18 protein-coding genes are annotated in these 18,642 nt (G+C 70.5%); 2 read left to right on the top strand and 16 right to left on the bottom strand.

Annotated elements, in window-relative coordinates; translation table 11 throughout:
• Window positions 1-82 precede the first annotated feature (82 nt).
• The 4 genes from xylB to AC27L4_RS12325 all read right to left on the bottom strand — a co-directional run bounded on the left by xylB (window position 83) and on the right by AC27L4_RS12325 (window position 5,323).
• Window positions 83-1,552 carry a xylulokinase gene (gene xylB, locus AC27L4_RS12340; protein WP_487142448.1) on the bottom strand — a complete coding sequence of 490 codons (1,470 nt, stop codon included), beginning with the start codon at window positions 1,550-1,552 and terminating at the stop codon, window positions 83-85.
• A 76-nt stretch (window positions 1,553-1,628) separates the two neighbouring features.
• On the bottom strand, window positions 1,629-2,651 hold the full coding sequence (locus AC27L4_RS12335; RefSeq protein ID WP_487142447.1) for a carbohydrate kinase family protein: 1,023 nt from the start codon (window positions 2,649-2,651) through the stop codon (window positions 1,629-1,631).
• Between the two features lie 505 nt (window positions 2,652-3,156).
• Window positions 3,157-4,176, bottom strand: coding sequence for a hypothetical protein (locus AC27L4_RS12330; protein WP_487142445.1), 1,020 nt, complete (start codon window positions 4,174-4,176; stop codon window positions 3,157-3,159).
• A 100-nt stretch (window positions 4,177-4,276) separates the two neighbouring features.
• Window positions 4,277-5,323: a substrate-binding domain-containing protein gene (locus AC27L4_RS12325; protein WP_487142444.1), complete on the bottom strand. Its 1,047-nt coding sequence runs from the start codon at window positions 5,321-5,323 to the stop codon at window positions 4,277-4,279.
• A 204-nt stretch (window positions 5,324-5,527) separates the two neighbouring features.
• Here AC27L4_RS12325 and AC27L4_RS12320 point away from each other — a divergent pair, with 204 nt between their 5' ends.
• Complete coding sequence (locus AC27L4_RS12320) at window positions 5,528-6,721, top strand: ROK family protein (protein ID WP_487142443.1); 1,194 nt, start codon at window positions 5,528-5,530, stop codon at window positions 6,719-6,721.
• Between the two features lie 345 nt (window positions 6,722-7,066).
• On the opposite strand, the gene phnN is transcribed toward AC27L4_RS12320, so the two are convergent.
• The 8 genes from phnN to phnG form a co-directional block, all read right to left on the bottom strand.
• Complete coding sequence (phnN, locus tag AC27L4_RS12315) at window positions 7,067-7,627, bottom strand: phosphonate metabolism protein/1,5-bisphosphokinase (PRPP-forming) PhnN (protein WP_487142441.1); 561 nt, start codon at window positions 7,625-7,627, stop codon at window positions 7,067-7,069.
• On the bottom strand, window positions 7,624-8,775 hold the full coding sequence (locus tag AC27L4_RS12310; RefSeq protein WP_487142440.1) for an alpha-D-ribose 1-methylphosphonate 5-triphosphate diphosphatase: 1,152 nt from the start codon (window positions 8,773-8,775) through the stop codon (window positions 7,624-7,626). Before AC27L4_RS12310 ends, phnN begins: the two co-directional genes overlap by 4 nt.
• Complete coding sequence (gene phnL / locus AC27L4_RS12305; RefSeq protein ID WP_487142439.1) at window positions 8,723-9,499, bottom strand: phosphonate C-P lyase system protein PhnL; 777 nt, start codon at window positions 9,497-9,499, stop codon at window positions 8,723-8,725. Before phnL ends, AC27L4_RS12310 begins: the two co-directional genes overlap by 53 nt.
• Entirely contained in the window at window positions 9,496-10,293 is a 798-nt protein-coding gene (phnK, locus tag AC27L4_RS12300) for a phosphonate C-P lyase system protein PhnK (protein ID WP_487142438.1), read from the bottom strand. The genes phnL and phnK overlap by 4 nt, the downstream gene beginning before the upstream one ends.
• 185 nt (window positions 10,294-10,478) lie before the next feature.
• The gene (locus AC27L4_RS12295; protein ID WP_487142932.1) at window positions 10,479-11,396 is read right to left on the bottom strand and encodes an alpha-D-ribose 1-methylphosphonate 5-phosphate C-P-lyase PhnJ; all 918 of its coding nucleotides are present in this window, start codon (window positions 11,394-11,396) and stop codon (window positions 10,479-10,481) included.
• An 11-nt stretch (window positions 11,397-11,407) separates the two neighbouring features.
• Window positions 11,408-12,514, bottom strand: coding sequence for a carbon-phosphorus lyase complex subunit (locus AC27L4_RS12290; protein ID WP_487142436.1), 1,107 nt, complete (start codon window positions 12,512-12,514; stop codon window positions 11,408-11,410).
• A gap of 1 nt (window position 12,515) precedes the next feature.
• Window positions 12,516-13,148 carry a phosphonate C-P lyase system protein PhnH gene (phnH, locus tag AC27L4_RS12285; protein WP_487142435.1) on the bottom strand — a complete coding sequence of 211 codons (633 nt, stop codon included), beginning with the start codon at window positions 13,146-13,148 and terminating at the stop codon, window positions 12,516-12,518.
• Complete coding sequence (gene phnG / locus AC27L4_RS12280) at window positions 13,145-13,600, bottom strand: phosphonate C-P lyase system protein PhnG (RefSeq protein ID WP_487142434.1); 456 nt, start codon at window positions 13,598-13,600, stop codon at window positions 13,145-13,147. The genes phnH and phnG overlap by 4 nt, the downstream gene beginning before the upstream one ends.
• A 69-nt stretch (window positions 13,601-13,669) precedes the next feature.
• Here phnG and phnF point away from each other — a divergent pair, with 69 nt between their 5' ends.
• Window positions 13,670-14,518, top strand: coding sequence for a phosphonate metabolism transcriptional regulator PhnF (gene phnF, locus AC27L4_RS12275; RefSeq protein WP_487142433.1), 849 nt, complete (start codon window positions 13,670-13,672; stop codon window positions 14,516-14,518).
• A gap of 6 nt (window positions 14,519-14,524) precedes the next feature.
• On the opposite strand, the gene phnE (AC27L4_RS12270) is transcribed toward phnF, so the two are convergent.
• The 4 genes from phnE (AC27L4_RS12270) to phnC form a co-directional block, all read right to left on the bottom strand.
• A complete protein-coding gene (gene phnE / locus AC27L4_RS12270; protein WP_487142431.1) occupies window positions 14,525-15,403 on the bottom strand; it encodes a phosphonate ABC transporter, permease protein PhnE in 879 nt (292 codons plus the stop codon).
• Window positions 15,400-16,284 (bottom strand): phosphonate ABC transporter, permease protein PhnE, encoded by an 885-nt coding sequence (phnE, locus tag AC27L4_RS12265; RefSeq protein ID WP_487142430.1) that lies wholly within the window; start codon window positions 16,282-16,284, stop codon window positions 15,400-15,402. Before phnE (AC27L4_RS12265) ends, phnE (AC27L4_RS12270) begins: the two co-directional genes overlap by 4 nt.
• A gap of 488 nt (window positions 16,285-16,772) precedes the next feature.
• On the bottom strand, window positions 16,773-17,699 hold the full coding sequence (gene phnD / locus AC27L4_RS12260; RefSeq protein ID WP_487142429.1) for a phosphonate ABC transporter substrate-binding protein: 927 nt from the start codon (window positions 17,697-17,699) through the stop codon (window positions 16,773-16,775).
• A gap of 85 nt (window positions 17,700-17,784) precedes the next feature.
• Window positions 17,785-18,591 (bottom strand): phosphonate ABC transporter ATP-binding protein, encoded by an 807-nt coding sequence (gene phnC / locus AC27L4_RS12255; RefSeq protein ID WP_487142428.1) that lies wholly within the window; start codon window positions 18,589-18,591, stop codon window positions 17,785-17,787.
• Window positions 18,592-18,642 lie beyond the last annotated feature (51 nt).

The following is an 18,642-nucleotide window of genomic DNA, read 5'->3' as shown; positions in this document are numbered from 1 at the left end:
ATAGCGAGCCCCGGGCGGGAAGGGAAGACGATTGCGACGGCGCCCGCGACATTGCCAGCGCCGACGGGCGATGTCGCGGCCGTCAGAGGCCCCGCGCGAATTCCGGCTTCAGCGCCCGGTAGAGCGAGCGGAAGGCTTCGACGCGCGGCCGGTAGGCCTCGTGCAGCGCCGGGTCGGGCTCGATCACCGCCTGCACCGGGGGCGGCACCACGACATCGCCGGCATCCTCGCCGGTCACGGCCAGGCGGGCGAGCCGGGCGGCGCCGAAGGCCGGGCCCCGGTCGGAGGCGTCGTACTTGACCAGGGTGACGCCCATGGCCGAGGCGATGAGCCGCCCCCAGAAGGCCGAACGGGTGCCCCCGCCGATGAAGGCAAGGCGCTGGAGCTGCGCGCCCGAAGCGGCGAGCGTGTCGAGCCCGTCGACCAGCGAGAAGGCGACGCCCTCCAGCACGGCCTGGATCAGGTCGGCGCGGTGGGTCGAGGCGGTGAGGCCGACGATGGCGCCGAGCGCATGCGGGTCGTTGTGCGGCGTGCGCTCGCCGAAGAGATAGGGCAGCGCCAGCAGGCGCGAGGGCCCCTTGAAACGGGCCTCGACCTCGGCCAGCAGCGTGCCGATCTCGGCATTGCCGGTCCAGCGCGCGGCGGCGGCGAGCGGGCTGGCGCCGCTGAGCAGCGCCGCGATGCGGCACCAGACGCCGGGCAGGGCATGGCAGAAGGCGTGGACCATGCGGTCGGGGTCGGGCCGGTGCTCGGCGGCGGCGACGAAGATCTGGGCCGATGTGCCGAGCGAGACGAAGCCCTCGCCCTCGTGCACCGAGCCGATGCCGATGCCGCCGGCCGCCACGTCGCCGGCGCCGCCGGCCAGCACCACCCCGGCCGGCATCCCCCAGCGGGCGGCGAGCTCGGGCCGCAGCGTGCCGGTCGGCTCGCGCGATTCGACCAGGCGCGGCAGCCAGGCGGGGTCGACGCCGCAGGCCTTCAGCGCGGTCGGCGACCAGCGCCGCCCGGCCTCGTCGAGCAGCCAGGCCCCGGCCGCGTCGCAGACGTCGGTGGCCCGCTCGCCGGACAGCTTGAGGCGGATATAGTCCTTGGGCAGCAGGAGATGGCGGGTGCGCTCGATCGCCTCCGGCTCGTGCTTGGCCAGCCAGAGGATCTTCGGCCCGGTGAAGCCCGGCATGGCCAGGACGCCCATCTCCGCCTGCACCGCGGTGCCGAGGGCGGCGAGCTCGGCAGCCTCGGCGCTGGCGCGGCCATCGTTCCACAGGATCGCCGGGCGCACCGGGCGATCCTCGCCGTCGAGCAGCAGCGCCCCGTGCATCTGGCCGGAAAAGCCGATGCCGGCAACCCTGGCCATCGCCTCGGGCTGCTCGGCCGCCAACTGGTCGAGGCCGGAGGCGACCGCAGTCCACCAGCTCTCCGGATCATCCTCCGACCAGAGCGGGCGCGGCTGCACCGGGTGCAGTGCCCGGTCGGCCGAGGCGATGACCGTCTGCCTGCCGTCCACCAGCGCGATCTTGACTGCCGAGGTGCCGAGGTCGATGCCGATGAACATGAGGATTCTCTTGCCGATGCAGTGACCGGATAGGACCTACCGCAGGACGGAACGCCGGCAAAGCCCTTGGCTGATCTCAGGCCCGATCCTCGCGCCAGCCCCAGCGCTGCGCGAGCGCCAGGCAGCCTTGCCAGGATTCGAGGCCGTCGACCGTGGACATCGCCCTGAGCGAGGCGGCGGCCGCGGCATGGGCGAGCGACAGGCTGTCCTCCAGGCTCCAGCCCTCGTGCTGGCCGTAGAGCATGCCGGCGGCGAAGGCATCGCCCGCGCCGTTGGCGCTGACCACCTCCGCCTGCGGCACGCGGACGGAGGGGCGGTGCACGACGGCGCCGTCGCGCGTGACCGCCACGGCGCCGAGCGGGAAATGCGCCACGACGAGGCGCATGGCGCCGCTGTCCATGGCATGGCGGGCGGCGCGGACGCAGGCCTCGATATCGGTCGCGTCGCCGCGCACCGTCTCCTCGCCGGCGATGGCGCCGATCTCGGTGTCGTTGACGATCAGGAAGTCGAGATGCGGCAGGCAGGGGCGGGCGAGGGCCGCCAGGCGGTCGCGTTCGACGCTGGCGAGCTCCAGGCTGGTCTCCAGCCCGGCGGCGCGGGCGCGCCTGAGCACCGTCACCCAGCCATTGGCATCGCCTTGCCAGGGCGCATCCATGATCCGGTGCACACCGGGCAGGCCGAGATGGAAGAAGCGGCCGGCGAGGCCGGTGAGGTCGAAATGGTCGGGGGTCAGCAGCGTGGCGGTACCGGCGAAGTAGATATGGGTGCGACGGCCCGAGCGGCGGGAGATGAAGGCGTCGGTGCACTGCGTCGGTGCCGCGTCGGTGACGATCATGCGCCGCCGGTCGATGCCGAACTCGTCGGCCTGCGCCAGCAGGAGCTGGCCATTGGCGTCGGCGCCGACCAGGGCCATCGTCTCGACGGGGAGGGTGGGGTCGAGCAGGCGGATGTCGCAGGCCATGTTGCAGCCCGAGCCGCCGCCGCGCGGCTGGATATCGTCGATTTCGGCCAGGCCGTCCTCGGCGGGCCAGAACTCGATCATGTTGTTGCGGTCGACACACCAGGTGCCGGCCGTGACGATGCCTCGGCGTTCGGTCATTCTCGTCGGACCTTGTCGTTCGAATTCGGAGGCGTCGATCGCTCGGACCGGCGCCTGGCTTTCGTTGGAGGACAGTCGCTTCGGGCGTGGCACCAAGGCGCCGCCCGGACCGAGTACGCCAACCTGGTCGTCATGGCCGGGACAAACCCCGGAGGCGCTGAGATCGGCGATCGTCGGGGAAATGGGCTCGCCCGTTCAATCGCGCCAGGGAACGCGGCAATTGGGGCCTGTCGTCGCCCGATTCTGTGCCGTTGGCGTCCGCGTGGATGGCCGGATCAAGTCCGGCCATGACGGGCTGGGAGAGCGTCCCCCGCGTCAGCGTCCCCACCCTTTGTCCTTGTCCACCCATATCGGGTATTCCCGAGATGGGTGGACAAGGACGGCAAGCTGGAACGGTCCGGCATGCCGTCAGGGAGGGTGTGGGCGTCTCGGTTTGATCGGAACCGCGGCGTCTCGCACTGCCCGGGCAAGGTCGAGACGGGCACGGTGTCCGATCGCTTCCTTGTCAGTTCTTCAGCACCGCCTCGGTGACCTGATCGTCGTCCGCCAGGCTGCGGTTCGGCTTGATGCCCTGGCGTTCCAGCGCGCCGTGATAGGCCTTGACCGCCGCGGAGGGGGCGAGGTTCCCGGATGCGACCTCGCGCATGGTCGCGACCATGTCGAGCGGGCTTTCCGCCAGGTTGATCTTGCGGCCGAACAGGGCGACGCGGGCGCCGTACTTCTCCGCCTGGAACAGGAGCTCGAAGCAGTCGCGCGTGGTGCCGGCGCCGCCGCCGAGCACGCCGACGATGACGGCGGGATCGTAGGAGGCGAGCTCCTCCAGCGCCTTGGGGCCGTTATAGGCGATCTTCAGGAACTGCGGCCGGTCAGCCTTCACCACGCCGGCGAGGCAGCGCATGATGCAGTCGTTGACGTAATGCGGCAGCACGTCGGGAGCGATGCCGGTGTCGACGTTCGGATTGAAGACTTCCAGGAAGTACTTGAAATCGTTCGCAGCAGCGTCCTCGCGAAACGCGGCGAAGGCCTCGAGCGACTCGTAGTCGGCGTCGAGGTCGTTGTTGAACGTGATGGAGTAGAGGCCGAGATCGGTGCCGACGAGGCGTCCGCCCGGTGCGGGATAGTCGGTGCCCGTCGTCACCCGCGACAGCGAGGCGGTGCGGTAGGGGCGCGAGGGCTTCTTCACGTAGGAGGCGCCGCGCATCACCCAGATGTCGGTGGTGTCGTTGGCGCGGATGGCCGGCTTCACCGCGCTGCCCTGGAACACGCCGCGCTCCTGCAGCAGTTCCAGGTTGGAGGCGGAGGTGAGCATGATGTCGACGATGTCCTGCTCGACGATCGCCTGGATCTGGTCGAGGAACTCGGCGCGGGTGCGGTAGCGCGACCAGCTACCGTCCTTGGCGCGATGCGGGCCGCAGGAGGTGATGCTCGGCCCCATGTCGCCGTCCTTGGCGTCGGCGATGATGAAATCCGAACGGGTGTACTTGCCGGCCCGGATCCGGGCGAGCTTTTCGTCGGCGCGCGTCATGTCAGGAAGGTCCTCGTCAACTGGGCCGGGCCCAAGGGAAGGGGAGCGGCTCGCACCGCTCCCCGGATGTCGAAAGGTCAGGCGCCGGGCCTGGCCGGGATCAGCCCCAGCACTTCTTCAGGCCTTCCTCGGTGGTGATCGAGGGAACGCCGTCGACGGGCTTGTCGGTGATCAGCGACACGCCGGTGTTGAAGAAGTCGAGGCCGGGGGTCTTCTCCGGCTTCTTGCCGTCCTTGGCGAAGGCGACCACGGCTTCCACGCCCATGGAGGCCATCAGCAGCGGATATTGCTGGGAGGTGGCGCCGATGACGCCGTCCTTGACGTTCTTGACCCCGGGGCAGCCGCCGTCGACCGAGACGACCAGCACGTCCTTTTCCTTGCCCACGGCCTTGAGGGCCTCGTAGGCGCCGGCGGCGGTCGGCTCGTTGATGGTGTAGACGACGCTGATGGAGGGATCCTTCTGCAGGAGGTTCTCCATGCCGGTGCGGCCGCCTTCCTCGGCGCCCTTGCCCCACTGATGGCCGACGATGCGCGCATCGTCCTCGTCGCCGTAGCGGTTGGGATCCTTGATGTCGATGCCGAAGGCCTTCATGAAACCCTGGTCGCGCATGGCGTCGACCGTCGGCTGGCTCTCGATCGCGTCGAGGAAGGCGATCCTGGCGTCCTTGGCCTTGTCGCCGAGCGTGCCCTTGGCCCAGGCGCCGATCAGCTCGCCGGCCTTGAAGTTGTCGGTGGCGAAGGTGGCGTCGGCCGAGTCGATCGGGTCGAGCGGCGTGTCGAGGGCGATCACCAGAATGCCGGCGTCGCGCGCCTTCTTCACCGTCGGCACGATCGCCTTGGTGTCGCTGGGGGTGATCAGGATGCCCTTGGCCCCGGAGGCGATCAGGTTCTCGATCGCCGCGACCTGCGCGTCGTTGTCGCCGTCATACTTGCCGGCGAAGGCCTGGAACTCGACGCCGAGCTCCTTGGCCTTGGCCTCGGCGCCTTCCTTCATCTTGGCGAAGAAGGGATTGGTGTTGGTCTTGGTGATCAGGCCGACCAGCACCTTGTCGGCGGCAAAGCCGGTGCCGCTCATCAGGGCGAGGGCGGCGACGCTCGCGAGGGCAAGCAGCGGGCGGCGGGCACGCGCAAAAGTCTTCGAACTCATCTCGTCTCCTCCGATAGTCTGCGCCCTCGGCTCGGCGGGGCGGCGTTCTTGACGGCCGGCGCGACGCTCCGGCAGCGGGGGGAGTATTGCCGCTTTCTGTAGGATGTCAAGCGAATGGCATTTGACTTATGTATAATTTCATACATTAATTCTTGCCATTGAAGCAGCGGCCCGGCAGCCTGCCGGGAGAGGGGGGCCGGCAGCATGCGCGTGCATCTGACCACAGCCGGCGCGGGGCCCGTGCTGTCGCTGATCCTGTCGCGTCAGGCCTCGACGCGCCCGGCCCTGGAGCGGGTGTCGGGCCTGTCGCGCGCCACGGTCTCTCAGCGCCTCGCCGTGCTGTTCGAGGCCGGGCTGATCGTCGAGGCCGAGGAGACGCTGCCGAGCGGCGGCCGGCCGGCCAAGACCATGCGGCTCAACACCGGCTTCGGCACGGTGCTCGCCGCCGATATCGGCGAAAGCATGATCCGCGTGGCGCTGACCGACCTGGAGCCGGCGATCCGCGACGAGACCCTGGTGCCCATGGATGTCGGCAGCGGGCCGGCGGCGATCCTGGGCGAGGTCGCCCGCGGCTGCCGCGCCCTCCTGGCGCGCCGCGCCGACCGGGCCGCGCCGGTGCTCGGCCTCGGCGTCAGCCTGCCGGCGCCGGTGCATTACGATGTCGGGCGCGTCGTCGGGCCGTCGGTGATGCGGGCCTGGGACGATTTCGACATCCAGGGCTGCCTCAGGCGCGACCTCGCCCTCGACGTCTTCACCGACAACGACGTGAACCTGATGACGCTGGCCGAGCACCGGCTGATGTGGCCGGAGCAGGACCATGTGCTGTTCGTCAAGGCGGGCACCGGCATCGGCAGCGGCCTGGTCATGGGCGGGGGCGTCTATCGCGGCGCTCGCGGCGCCTCCGGCGACATCGGCCATATCCAGTTCGACGCGCCCGGGGCGCCGCTGTGCCGCTGCGGCAAGCGCGGCTGCGTCGAGGCGCGGGCCGCCGGCTGGGCGATCGCCCGCGACCTGCGCAAGGCCGGGTTCGAGGCACGCGATGCCCGCGACGTCATGGCGCTGCTGGAAGACGGCGTGCCCGAAGCCATTCAGAGCGTGCGCGAGGCGGGGCGCGTGCTCGGCCAGGTGGTGGCCGACGTGGTCAGCATGCTCAACCCGGCGATGATCGTGGTCGGCGGCACGCTGGCCGGCGCCGGCGAGCACCTGCTTGCCGGCCTCCGCGAGCATGTCTACCAACGCTGCCTGCCGCTCGCCGTAAGCGATCTTGCCATCGTCACCAGCCGGACCGGCGGGAACGCCGGCATCCTCGGCGCCGCGCAACTGGTGATCGACGAACGGCTCAAGCCCGGCGCGGTGGAGGGGCTGATCGAGCAGATGCTGGCAGGGCGGGCGGCGTAGAGCGCACGAAATGGCGGGGGCGTCGCTTGGCAGGCGACAAGGTCGCGCCCGGTTCAAGAAGGAGATGGGGAATGCCTTCCTCAGCGTCGATCGATCCTCCCGATCGAATAGGTTCGCAATCGCGCCCGTAGGGGGCGGGCTCGTCTGCTCAAGGAGAGGCCCATGCGCCTTTTGCACTCCGTGTTGTTCGGCCTAATTCTGATCAGAAGCGGCCGGTGGTCGCCCAGTTCATAGCGACAACCGGCGCCCGCTGGGGTGAGGAGATGGCGCAGGAGGCGATCGAGGGCTATCGTCGGCAGCAGCAGGCGGGCAAGCCGGCGCAGCCTTGATTCGCCGCGCCGGCGGCTACACGATCGCCGGCGCGGCGTGCGTCGCCAGGAACGCCGTCAGCCGGTCCGCACCTTGCGCGATCGTGCCGATGTTGACGATGGTGAGGTCGACGCCGACATCGTCCATCGCCTGCTCGCGGGCCCGGCGGGCGGCGATGGCCTCGGCGCTCTCGCGGCCGCGGGCGGCGAGGCGGGCGGCGATCACCTCGGGCGGGGCGGTGACCAGCACCACGCGCACCCGTCCGAACCGTCGGCGCGCCTCGGGGATGATCTTGCGCGAGACGTTGCAGACAGCGCAGGTCCCGTCCGCGACGACCCCGACGAGGTCGCCGGGCAGCGCGTAGCCGAGGCCGTGCGCCCGCCAGCTCAGCGCGTAGCAACCCTGGTCGACCCCCTCGGCGAACCTCTCCTCGCTGAGGCTGTCATGGTCTTCGAAGGCCGAACTCGCCCGAGTCACCAGGCGGCGCGGAAACAGGAAGCGCCGATCGCCGGCGAGCCGGCGCTGCGCCTCGGCGATCAGCGCGTCTTTGCCGGCGCCGCTCGGGCCGACGACGCAGACGAAGGCGCCGGCGCTCATGCCGCGATCCGGCCCTGCGACCAGACGCGGCGCACGACCGGCGTGGTGGCGTTGAGGTGCACGCGCACGAGATCGGCGCGCAGGCCGGGCCCGAGGGCACCGCGGTCGGTCAGGCCGGTGGCCTCGGCCGGGGTGCGCGTCACCATGGCGACCGCCGCCGCAAGGTCGATGGCCGGCACCCGGCGCGGCAGCTCGAACGCCGCCATCATCAGGCTGGCGGGGATATAGTCGGAGGAGAGGATGTCGAGCACGCCGGCGCGGGCGAGAGCCTCGGCGGCGATGTTGCCGGAATGGGAGCCGCCGCGCACGATGTTCGGCCCGCCCATCATCACGGCGATGCCGGCACCGTGCGAAGCCTGCGCCGCCTCCATCGTCGTCGGGAACTCGGCGATGGCGACCTTGTCGCCGACGGCCTCGGCGACATGGCCTTGCGTCGCGTCGTCATGGCTCGCCAGCACGATGCCGTGCCGCTTCGCCAGCTCGACCAGGGCTTGGCGGTTGGCGGTGGCGAAGCGCTCGTGCAGGTCGAGGCGCTGGCGCACGAATTCGTTGATCTCGGCGTCGCTGAGCGGCGACTTGCGCATGTAGAAGCGCCGCCAGGTCTCGAGATCCCGGAACTGGCGCTGCCCCGGCGTGTGATCCATCAGCGACATCATGTGCACGGGAAAGCGCTCGGCGAAGCCCATGGCCTGCTCGACCACGTCCGGCGAGGCGATCTCGCAGCGCAGATGGGTGTGATGGTCGACGCGCAGATGCCCGTCGGCGCGAGCGGCATCGAGCGCTTCGCCGAGCGCCACCAGATCCTTGCCGATCGAGGCGGAGTCGGCGTCCGATCCGGCGCGCAGCGAATCGAACACGGTGGTGATGCCGGAGGCGGCGAGCTGGGCGTCATAGGCGGCGACCGCGCTCGGCGCGTGCCAGCGCACATGCGGGCGCGGCGCGTAATGGGCCTCGAGATGGTCGGTGTGGAGCTCGACCAGGCCGGGGAGCAGCAGGTCGCCGTTGAAGTCGAGGCCCTTTTCCGGCGGCGCGCCTTCTCCGATCTCGGCAATCAGCCCGTCGTCGACGGCGAGCCAGCCGCCCTCGACCACCCGGTCAGGCAGCACCAGCGTGGCGTTGGCGATGAGGAAGCTCGTCGGTTCGATCATGGCGGGCGCTTTCGGCTTGGGGCGGAACGGCGAAACGGGTGACGTCGACGATTCGATCGGCGACCATTTCTCGCACGTCGTCGTCATGGAAGATGCCGACGATGGCGACGCCGCGGCGCTTCTTCTCGCCGATCAGTTCCACCACCACGGCGCGGTTGGCGGCGTCGAGCGAGGCGGTCGGCTCGTCGAGCAGCAGGAGAGGGCGGTCCGGGGCGAAGCCGCGGGCGATGTTGATGCGCTGCTGCTCGCCGCCCGAGAAGGTGGCCGGCGGCAGGTGCCACAGCCGCTCCGGCAGGTTGAGGCGGGAGAGCAGGCTGGCGGCGCGGGCCAGCGCCGCCTCGGCCTCGAGCCCGGTCTCGCGCGCCGCCGCAGCGACGATGTCGAGCGCGGAGACGCGCGGGATGACCCGCAGGAACTGGCTGACATAGCTCATCGTGTCGCGGCGCAGGGCGAGGATCTCGCGCGGCGCCGCCGCCGTCACGTCGACGACGGCCGCGCCGCGGCGCATGAGGATGCGGCCGGCGCTGGCGCGGTAGTTGCCGTAGATCATCTTGAGGATCGACGACTTGCCGGCGCCCGACCGGCCGCCGAGCACGACGCATTCGCCGGGCTTCACCGTGAAACCGACGCCGCCGATCACGCCGATGGTCGTGCCGTCGCGCAGATGCAGCGTGAAGGATTTGGCGACGCTCTCCAGAGCGAGGATGGGCTGGTCGTCCGTCATGCCGCGAGCACCGAAGACACGAGAAGTTGCGAATAGGCTTCCTGCGGATCGTCGAGCACCTGGTCCGTCAGGCCGGTCTCGACGACGCGCCCGTGCCGCATCACCATGATGCGGTGCGACAGCAGGCGCGCCACCGCCAGATCATGCGTCACGATGATGACAGCCAGACCAAGCTCGGCGACGAGGCCGCGAATAAGGTCGAGCAGGCGGGCCTGCACCGAGACATCGAGGCCGGAAGTCGGCTCGTCCATGAAGACGAGGCGAGGGTGGGTGACGAGGTTGCGGGCGATCTGCAGGCGCTGGCGCATGCCGCCGGAGAAGGCCGCCGGCGTCTCGTCGATGCGGTTGCTCGCGATCTCGACCCGGCCGAGCCAGTCGAGCGCCGCGGCGCGGATGTCGCCGTAGTGGCGCGCGCCGACCGCCATCAGCCGCTCGCCGACATTGCCGCCGGCCGAGACGCCCATGCGCAGGCCCTCGCGAGCATCCTGGCGCACGAAGCCCCAATCGGTGCGCAGCAGGAAGCGGCGCTCGGCTTCCGACAGCGTGTGGAGATCGCGCGCGCGGCCGTCGCGCATGCGGTAGGACACCGCGCCCGCCGACGGCTCCAGCTCGGTGGCGAGCAGGCCGAGCAGGGTCGACTTGCCCGAGCCGGACTCGCCGACCACCGCCAGCACCTCGCCTTCGTGCAGGTCGAAGGAGACGTCGGCGCAGCCGAGCTGCCGGCCGTAATATTTCGTCAGCCCGTGCGCCGAGAGCAGCGGCGCGTCGGGGAGGGGAAGGGGGGCATCAGGCATGGGCGGCTCCGGCCGGGAGAAACGGTCGCGCGGGCTGGTCGGGTGTCGTTCGGGGCGGGATCGCACTGCGACGGCACTCGGCCATCGCGAAGGAAACGCTGAACCGCGACGCGGACCCCCTCGCCCGGGCGGGAGTGGGGAGCGGCCGGCGTCGCGCTCCGGCGATTGGTTTGGCGGCAATGCCCCTATCCATGCCGCGCCTCTCCGGACACCTCGGCGGGCGCCTCGCCCAGCATGGCGCCCTTGTGGCCGGCCGCGCGGCGGGCGGCGCAGAAATCGGTGTCGGAGCACACGAACATGCGGCCGCCGCGATCGTCGAGCACCACCTCGTCGAGATAGACGTTGTCGGCGGCGCACAGCGCGCAGGGCTGGGCGAAGCTCTGGATGCGGAAGGGGTGGTCGTCGAAGTCGAGGCTGCGCACCTTGGTGTAGGGCGGCACGGCATAGATGCGCTTCTCGCGGCCGGCGCCGAAGAGCTGCAGCGCTGCGCAGTCGTCCATCTTGGGATTGTCGAACTTGGGCGTCGGCGACGGGTCCATGACGTAGCGCCCGGCGACCTCAACCGGATAGGCATAGGTGGTGGCGATATGGCCGTGGCGGGCGATGTCCTCGTAGAGCTTGACGTGCATCAGTCCGTAGTCGGCGAGCGCGTGCAGCTTGCGCGTCTCGGTCTCGCGCGGCTCCAGGAAGCGCAGCGGCTCGGGGATCGGCACCTGGTAGACCAGGATCTGGTCCTCGCCCAGCGGCGCCTCGGGGATGCGGTGGCGGGTCTGGATGATCGTTGCCTCGGCGGTGGCCGTGGTGGTCCTCACCCCGGCCGTCTTCTGGAAGAATTTGCGGATCGACACGGCGTTGGTGGTGTCGTCCGATCCCTGGTCGATCACCTTCAGCGTGTCGCCCTCGCCGATCACCGCCGCCGTCACCTGCACGCCGCCGGTGCCCCAGCCATAGGGCATCGGCATCTCGCGGGAGGCGAAGGGGGTCTGGTAGCCGGGGATGGCGATCGCCTTGAGGATGGCCCGCCGGATCATCCGCTTGGTCTGCTCGTCGAGATAGGCGAAATTGTAGCCGGCGACGGTCGGCCCGCCGGCCGGCGCGGACATGCTGGCGCTGGTCATTCCGCCGCCTCCTGCAAGGGGGGTGTCTCGCCGGCCTGCTCCGCCCGCATGCGGCGCACCAGGTCGAGCTCGGCCTGGAAGTCGACATAGTGCGGCAGCTTCAGGTGCTCGACGAAGCCGGTGGCCTGGACATTGTCGCAATGGGACAGGACGAACTCCTCGTCCTGGGCCGGGGCGCCGCGCTCCTCGCCGAACTCGCCGGCGCGCAGCGAGCGGTCGACCAGCGCCATCGACATGGCCTTGCGCTCGAGCTGGCCGAACACCAGGCCGTAGCCGCGGGTGAACTGCGGCGGCACCTCGGCCGAGCCGTGGAACTGGTTGACCATCTGGCACTCGGTCACGCCGATGCGGCCGAGCGGCACGGGAAAGCCGAGCTCCTCGGGCACGAACTCCACCTCGACCTCGCCGAAGCGGATCTCGCCGACGAAGGGATGGGTGCGGCCGAAGCCGCGCTGGGTGGAATAGGCCAGCGCCAGCAGGAAGCCCTCGTCACCGCGCGCGAGGCTCTGCAGGCGGATGTCGCGCTCGACCGGGAAATCGATCGGGGTGCGGGTGAGGTCGCCGATCTCGACGCCCTCGGGAGCGGGGACGTCGCGCTCGATCAGGCCCTCATCGCCGAGGATGTCGGTGACGCGCGGCGTCGGACCGGCGTCCGCCGCGGCCTCGGCGACCGGGGCGGACGCGGCAGCGTCGGCTTCGGCGGCAAGGGCGAAGTCGATCAGGCGATGGGTGTAGTCGAAGGTCGGGCCGAGCACCTGACCGCCCGGCAGGTCCTTGAAGGTGGCGGAGATGCGCCGGCGGATCGCCATGCCGCCGGTGTCGAGCGGCTCCGAATAGCCGAAGCGCGGCAGGGTGGTGCGGAAGGCGCGGGTGAGGAAGATCGCCTCGATCAGGTCGCCGCGCGCCTGCTTGATCGCCACGGCGGCCAGATCGCGGTCGTAGAGCGAGCCCTCGGCCATGACGCGGTCGACGGCGAGAGAAAGCTGGCCGGTGATCTGGTCCGTGCCGATCTCCGGGACGGCGGTGTCGCCGCGACGGGTCTCGGCCAGCAGACGGTGGGCATTGTCGATGGCCTGTTCGCCACCCTTGACGGCAACGTACATCTCAGGCCTCCCGGGACAGGAAGGAGGACCGCGGCAGGGCGCAGACGCAGCCAGACGCCACGAAGAGCGTGTCGAGGCCGCGCGGGAACAGCGCATGGTTGGCGGCGATCCGGGCCGGGAAATCCGGCGGCAGCGGTCCGGCCCTGAAGGTGGCGCGGCTGCGGATGCCGGGACCGGCGACCTCGATCGGCGTGCCGCCGTCGAGGCTCGTCACGGCGCAGACCACCGTGGTGGAGCGGTCGGGGAAGGGATCGGTGCCGAGCGCGAAGCTGTCGAAGGGCGGCATGGCGGGGGCGTCGGCGATCAGGGCGAAGGCTGCCTTCGCGGGATCGGCGACGATCGGCGCGCCGGTGTGGAAGCGCAGGAAGGCGGAGACCGCCGGCGCCGCGGCCAGCGGCGCGTCGAGCCAGATCGGCGCCTCGTGGTCGGCGAGGGCCAGCGCCACGGCGGCGAGCTCGGGCGTCAGCGGCGCCGGCGGCGCAAGGCCGGACGCCAGCGCATGCACGGTGGTCGGGCGGGCGATGGCCATCATCACCGCGCGGAACACGGATTGGGAATCGGCGACCGGATCGATGAAGCCGGGGCTGAGCTCGTCGTGGTCGCCGATCGCGGCAAGGTCTGCGGTGATGGTCATTGGTCCTCGCCCCGCACCATGGTGAAGAAATTGACCCGCGTGGCCGCGGTCTTGCGGGCCGCCGTCGCCGCCTGCGCGTCGAGGCGGCCGCGGACCGGCGCCAGGGCGTCCTCGACGGCCCGGCGCCGCTGCTCCTGCTGCCACAGGGCATCCAGGATCGCGGCGTTGCGCGCCTTGGCCGCGTTGCGGCCGAGATGATAGGCAAAGCCCGTGCCGCCGTCGGCCAGCCGCACCGCGGCCCGCACCAGGCTGGCCTCGCCGAGGTTGAAGGGCGCGCCGTCGCCGCCGGTGCGCCCGCGCAGCATCACCAGCCCGGTCTCGGGCGCGCGCAGGTCCCGGGCCGGGGGCGTCGGCGCCAGCGCGGCGAGTGCCGCCGCCAGCTCCGCCGCCGTCGCCTCCGTGCACACGCGCATCATCTCGCGCCGCGCTGCGATCGCGCCTGAATCGGCCATGCCCGGTACTGCCATGCTGATGCCGTCCATATCTATGCAAGTGATTTGTCTAATGGTATAGACAAATGCATGTCCGAGTCCAATGACATCTTCATGACGCCCGAGGCCCTGCCGGCGCCGTCCGGCACGGCCCCGCAGCCCCGCGGCGACGGTGTCGCCGGTTTGCCTTTGTCTCGCGGCGACGGTGTCGCCGGCCTGCCTCTCTCCCGCGGCGACGGCGTCGCCGCATGGCGCCAGATCGCCGACACGATCGAGGCGGAGATCGCTGCCGGCCTGCTTGCCGCCGGGACGCAACTGCCGACCGAGGCGCAGCTGGCGGCGCGGTTCGCCGTCAACCGCCACACCGTGCGCCGCGCTATCGGCGAGCTTGCCGCCAAGGGACTGCTGCGGGCGACGCAGGGGCGCGGCACCTTCGTCGAGGGGCGGCGCGTGCCCTATCCGATCGGCGCCCGCACCCGCTTTTCCGAGAATGTCGCGCGGGCCGGCCACGCGGCGGCGGGCGACCTTCTGGAGGCGGTGACGGTGGCGGCGTCCGAGGAGACGGCGCAGATCCTGCGGATCGCGTCGGGCTCGCCGGTGCTGAAGACGCGGATCAAGCGCTTCGTCGACGGCGTGCCGGTGTCGATCGCCACCTCGTTCCTGCCGCTGCCGCGCTTCGCCGGGTTCCCGGCGGCCTTCGGGCGTACGGGCGCGATCACGCCGGCCTTGGCGGCCTGCGGCGTCGCCGACTACCGGCTGGGCGAACTGCGCGTCTCGGCCCGCATCGCCAGCGCGGCGGAGGCGACGGAGCTCGACCTCGCGCCCGGCCGCGTGCTGATGGTGGTCAACGGCGCCAATCTCGACGCGGACGGCGTGCCGATCAAGGCGGGGCAGACGCTGTTCGTCGCTGATCGGATGGAGCTGGTCGTCGTCAGCTGAGCGGGGCTATTTCTGCGCCAGGGGTCGGCCGATCAGCGCCATGCGCAGGCGGGTCGAGACGATGTCGATCAGCGCCACCGTGATCAGGATCATGATGATCAGGAAGGCGACCTGCTCCAGCTCCAGCACGCGGATCAGCTCGGTCAGGTACTGGCCGATGCCGCCGGCGCCGACGATGCCGATGATCGTGGCCGAGCGGGTGTTGGATTCGAAGAAGTAGAGCACCTGGCTCGCCATCACCGGCAGCACCTGCGGCAGCAGGCCGAAGCGCACCTGGTGCAGCTTGCTGCCGCCGGAGGCGGCCACGCCTTCGGCGGCCTTGCGCTCGGTGGTCTCGATCGCCTCGGAGAACAGCTTGCCGAAGGCGCCGATGTCGGAGCAGGCGATGGCCAGCGCCCCGGCGAAGGGGCCGAGGCCGACGACGCTCACCCACATCAGCGCCCAGATCAGCGTGTCGACCGAGCGCAGGACGTCGAAGACGCGGCGCATGGCGAAGCGCAGCGGCCAGCCGGCGGTGACGTTGCGCGCCGCCAGGAAGGAGAGCGGGAAGGCGATGGTCGCGCCGGCCAGCGTGCCGAGGAAGGCGATGGCCAGCGTCTCGCCGAGAGCGACGAGGAAGGCCTGGAAGCGGCCGCCGGCGCTCGGCGGAAACATCATCACCACGAAGTCGCCGAGGCGGTAGAGCCCGTTCCAGATCCGCGCCGGCGAGAAGTCGAACCAGACCATGGCGAACAGCGCCAGGAGAGCGGCCGCGGCGGGGATGCCGATGGCGGCGGCGCGGCGGCGCGGCGACACGGCGAAGGCTTGGGGATGGCGGGCTTTGAGACCGGCCATGTCGGCCAGGGCGAGGTCGCGCAGCGAGGCCGCGGGAGCGGCGCCGGTCATGCCACACCCCGGGCGTCGGTGAGGCGGTGGCGCAATTGCTCGGTGAGGAGGTCGATGGCGACCACCGTGACGATGATCATCAGCAGGATGGCGCTGACGTCCGTGTAGTAGAAGTTGCGGATCGCCACCAGGAACTCCTGGCCGATGCCGCCGGCGCCGACGAAGCCCATCACGCCGGCCTCGCGGACGTTGATCTCGAAGCGCAGCAGCGAATAGCTGGTGAAGTTGGCCAGGACCTGCGGCAGCACGGCGAAGCGCACGGTCTGCACCCAGCCGGCGCCGGTCGAGGTCAGGCCCTCCACCGGCTTCATGTCGATGTTCTCGACGACCTCGGCGAACAGCTTGCCGAGCGCGCCGGCGGTGTGGATGGCGAGCGCCAGCACGCCGGCCATCGGGCCGAGGCCGAAGGCGATGACGAACAGGAGGGCGAAGACCACGCTCGGCACGGTGCGGCAGAATTCCAGGAAGCGCCGCATGCCGACGCGCAGCCATCGGTTGCCGACGAGGTTGGCCGAGGCGAGGAAGCCCAGGCCGAAGGCGACGATGCCGCCGAGCAGCGTGCCGAGATAGGACATCAGCAGCGTCTCGCCGAGCAGCAGCAGCCAGGACGGGAAGTTCCAGTACCAGGTGGCGACGTCGCCACCGAAATTCTGCAGCGACAGCGTCGGCACCGTCTTGGCGAGGTAGTTGCCGAAATTGGCGATGTTGGCGACGAGCGCCCAGGGCCTGACCTCGGCCATGACGCCGCTGAGCCCGAGCAGGACGAGGAAGACCGCGACGAGGCCGAGCATGCGCCACCGCCGCGCCGCGACGCGGCGCTGGTAGGCGGCGATCAGGGCGGCGGCCTGGTGGTCTGGCAGGCGGGGCAGGGCGCTGGGCAAGGCGGCTCCGGTGGTCGGCTTGGGGAGGGACGTCGCTTGAGCCGATGAGTCAGGTATCGTCGGCAAGGGCATGACGCGGCACGGCTTTCGCGTGAACGCTTCGGCAAGTCACGGGCGGGCGCCGCCCGGTGGGTGCTGGGACGAACCGGCCGTCGACACGCAGGTTCGCGGGTCCAGGGGCGCCATGACCGGACTCGATTCCATGGACGCAGAGATAGGGCCAAGCCATGACGCTCTTGGGAAAGGCGGCGCCCTCTCAGTCGTCACCCGATTCTGTGTCGTTGGCAGTCGCGTGGATGGCCGGATCAGGTCCGGCCATGACGGCTGAGAGGACACCGCCTTTCCCAGCTGCGGCATGGTCCGACCCTATCTCAGCACCTTTGCGATCAGGTCGGGCATGGCTCCGGACGAGGCGGGCGATCGCTGTCCGCTTCGTCCGCATGAGCATCAGGCCCGCGCCGTGCCGGGCGCGGGCCTGATGGCCGGGCTCAGGACTTCTTGCGGGCTTCGTCGTTGTACTTGACCATGCCGATGATGCCCTCATAGTCCTTCGGGCTGGTGGCGACGAACTCGATGTCCTTGCCGTCGGAGAGCTTGTCGAAGGCGGCCTTGTCCTTCTTGGGCATATCGAGGAAGGCCTGGGCCACCGCCTGCTTCAGCTCCGGGGGCAGGGAGGCCAGCGCCGCGAACGGGCCCTCCGGCAGCAGGTCCGACTTGAAGACGACGCGGAAGTCTTCCTTCTTCATCGGCGTGCCGTCGGCGTTCTTGAGCAGGCCGCGGGTCAGCATGCGGGTGAGGTTGGAATCGTTCTCCGAATTCCAGGAGTTGGCGGCGGCGTCGACCGTGCCCTGGGCGAGGGCGAGCACCGCATTGTCGTGGCTGCCGGCGTAGACGTTGGAGCCGAAGAACTTGTCGACGCTGTAGCCGGCCTTGTTGAGGTAGTAGCGCGGCGCATTGTTGCCGGAGGTCGAGTTCGGGTCGACCAGGGCGATCTTCTTGCCCTTGAGGTCGTCCATGGTCTTGTAGGGGCTGTCGGCCTTCACATAGACCACGGAGTAATAGCCGGTGAGGCCGGTCTCGTGGCGCTGCACGGCGAAGGGCTCGGTGGCCACGCCGGTGATGACGGCGCGGGCATAGGAGGCCGGGCCGTAGAAGGCGAGATGGATGTTGCCGGCGCGCTGGCCCTCGATCACCGCGGCATAGTCGTTGGCGACGCGCAGCGTCACCTTCACGCCCAGCTCCTTGCTGAGATAGTCGGTGAGGGGGGTGTAGCGGTCCACCGTGCCCGAGGCGTTCTCGGCCGGGATGACGCCGAGGGTCAGCTCGGGATACTGGGCTTTCCAGTCCTGCGCTTGGGCGGCGCCGGCGAAAGCGAGCGTGGCGGCGACGCCGAGCATGGTCCTGCGGGTGAGCATGGACTTCTCCTGTTGGTCCGATTGGGAACAGTGTGGGAAAGAAAGGGCTCGCCCCGGAGCGACGGCCGCAGCCCCGGGGCGAGGGTCAGGCCGCGACGGGGCGGGCAACTGTCGCCGCGGCCGGAGTGGGAGCGGCCTCGGCGCCGATGACGTCGGCGGCTTCCAGGCCGTAGAGCTGGCGCGCCACGTCGGCGGTGAGCTCCGCCGGGACGCCGTCGAACACGACGCTGCCGGCGGCCATGCCGACCAGCCGGTCGCAATAGTCGCGGGCGATGTCGAGCGAGTGCAGGTTGCACAGCACGGTGATGCCGAAATGCTTGTTGATGCGCAGCAGCGCATCCATCACCGTCCTGGTGTTGCGCGGGTCGAGCGAGGCGATCGGCTCGTCGGCCAGGATGATCGCCGGGTCCTGCACCATCGCCCGGGCGATGGCGACGCGCTGCTGCTGGCCGCCGGAGAGGGAGTCGGCCCGCTGGCCGGCGAGGCCGCCGATGTCGAACTGCTCGAGGGCGGAGAGGGCGATCGCCTTGTCCTCGTCGCTCCACAGGCGCAGCACCGAGCTGGCGGTGGAGACCGTGGCGAGGCGGCCCATCAGCACGTTGGTGAGGACGTCGAGGCGGCCGACGAGGTTGAACTGCTGGAAGATCATGGCGCAGCGGCTGCGCCACTGCCGCAGCTCGCGGCCGCGCAGCGCCGTGACGTCGACCCCGTCCCAGAGAATGCGACCCTGCGTCGGGTCGGCGAGGCGGTTGATCAGGCGCAGCAGCGTCGACTTGCCGGCGCCGGAGCGGCCGATCACCCCGATGAAGCTGCCGGGAGCGATCCGGAGATTGACGTCGTTCACGGCCGTCTTGGTGCCGAAGCGGCGCGAGACCCGTTCGATAGCCAGCATGCCATCCCCTGCGGTCGGTTGTCTCCGCGCAGGACATCGCGGACCGTGGCC

This window comes from Labrys sp. Lb11 (genome assembly GCF_057554225.1).
The sequence above is the reverse complement of the archived record's forward strand: the minus strand, read 5'-3'. Positions and strand labels throughout refer to the sequence as shown.

Bases quoted from the DNA above. Each gene is read 5' to 3' on its own strand.
- AC27L4_RS12335 (WP_487142447.1), bottom strand. From the start codon at position 2,651: ATGACCGAACGCCGAGGCATCGTCACGGCCGGCACCTGGTGTGTCGAC.
- phnC (WP_487142428.1), bottom strand. From the start codon at position 18,591: ATGCTGGCTATCGAACGGGTCTCGCGCCGCTTCGGCACCAAGACGGCC.
- AC27L4_RS12320 (WP_487142443.1), top strand. From the start codon at position 5,528: ATGCGCGTGCATCTGACCACAGCCGGCGCGGGGCCCGTGCTGTCGCTG.
- phnE (WP_487142431.1), bottom strand. From the start codon at position 15,403: ATGACCGGCGCCGCTCCCGCGGCCTCGCTGCGCGACCTCGCCCTGGCC.
- phnD (WP_487142429.1), bottom strand. From the start codon at position 17,699: ATGCTCACCCGCAGGACCATGCTCGGCGTCGCCGCCACGCTCGCTTTC.
- AC27L4_RS12295 (WP_487142932.1), bottom strand. From the start codon at position 11,396: ATGTCCGCGCCGGCCGGCGGGCCGACCGTCGCCGGCTACAATTTCGCC.
- phnH (WP_487142435.1), bottom strand. From the start codon at position 13,148: ATGACCATCACCGCAGACCTTGCCGCGATCGGCGACCACGACGAGCTC.
- phnL (WP_487142439.1), bottom strand. From the start codon at position 9,499: ATGACGGACGACCAGCCCATCCTCGCTCTGGAGAGCGTCGCCAAATCC.
- xylB (WP_487142448.1), bottom strand. From the start codon at position 1,552: ATGTTCATCGGCATCGACCTCGGCACCTCGGCAGTCAAGATCGCGCTG.
- AC27L4_RS12290 (WP_487142436.1), bottom strand. From the start codon at position 12,514: ATGTACGTTGCCGTCAAGGGTGGCGAACAGGCCATCGACAATGCCCAC.
- phnG (WP_487142434.1), bottom strand. From the start codon at position 13,600: ATGGCCGATTCAGGCGCGATCGCAGCGCGGCGCGAGATGATGCGCGTG.
- AC27L4_RS12310 (WP_487142440.1), bottom strand. From the start codon at position 8,775: ATGATCGAACCGACGAGCTTCCTCATCGCCAACGCCACGCTGGTGCTG.
- AC27L4_RS12330 (WP_487142445.1), bottom strand. From the start codon at position 4,176: ATGACGCGCGCCGACGAAAAGCTCGCCCGGATCCGGGCCGGCAAGTAC.
- phnK (WP_487142438.1), bottom strand. From the start codon at position 10,293: ATGCCTGATGCCCCCCTTCCCCTCCCCGACGCGCCGCTGCTCTCGGCG.
- AC27L4_RS12325 (WP_487142444.1), bottom strand. From the start codon at position 5,323: ATGAGTTCGAAGACTTTTGCGCGTGCCCGCCGCCCGCTGCTTGCCCTC.
- phnN (WP_487142441.1), bottom strand. From the start codon at position 7,627: ATGAGCGCCGGCGCCTTCGTCTGCGTCGTCGGCCCGAGCGGCGCCGGC.
- phnF (WP_487142433.1), top strand. From the start codon at position 13,670: ATGTCCGAGTCCAATGACATCTTCATGACGCCCGAGGCCCTGCCGGCG.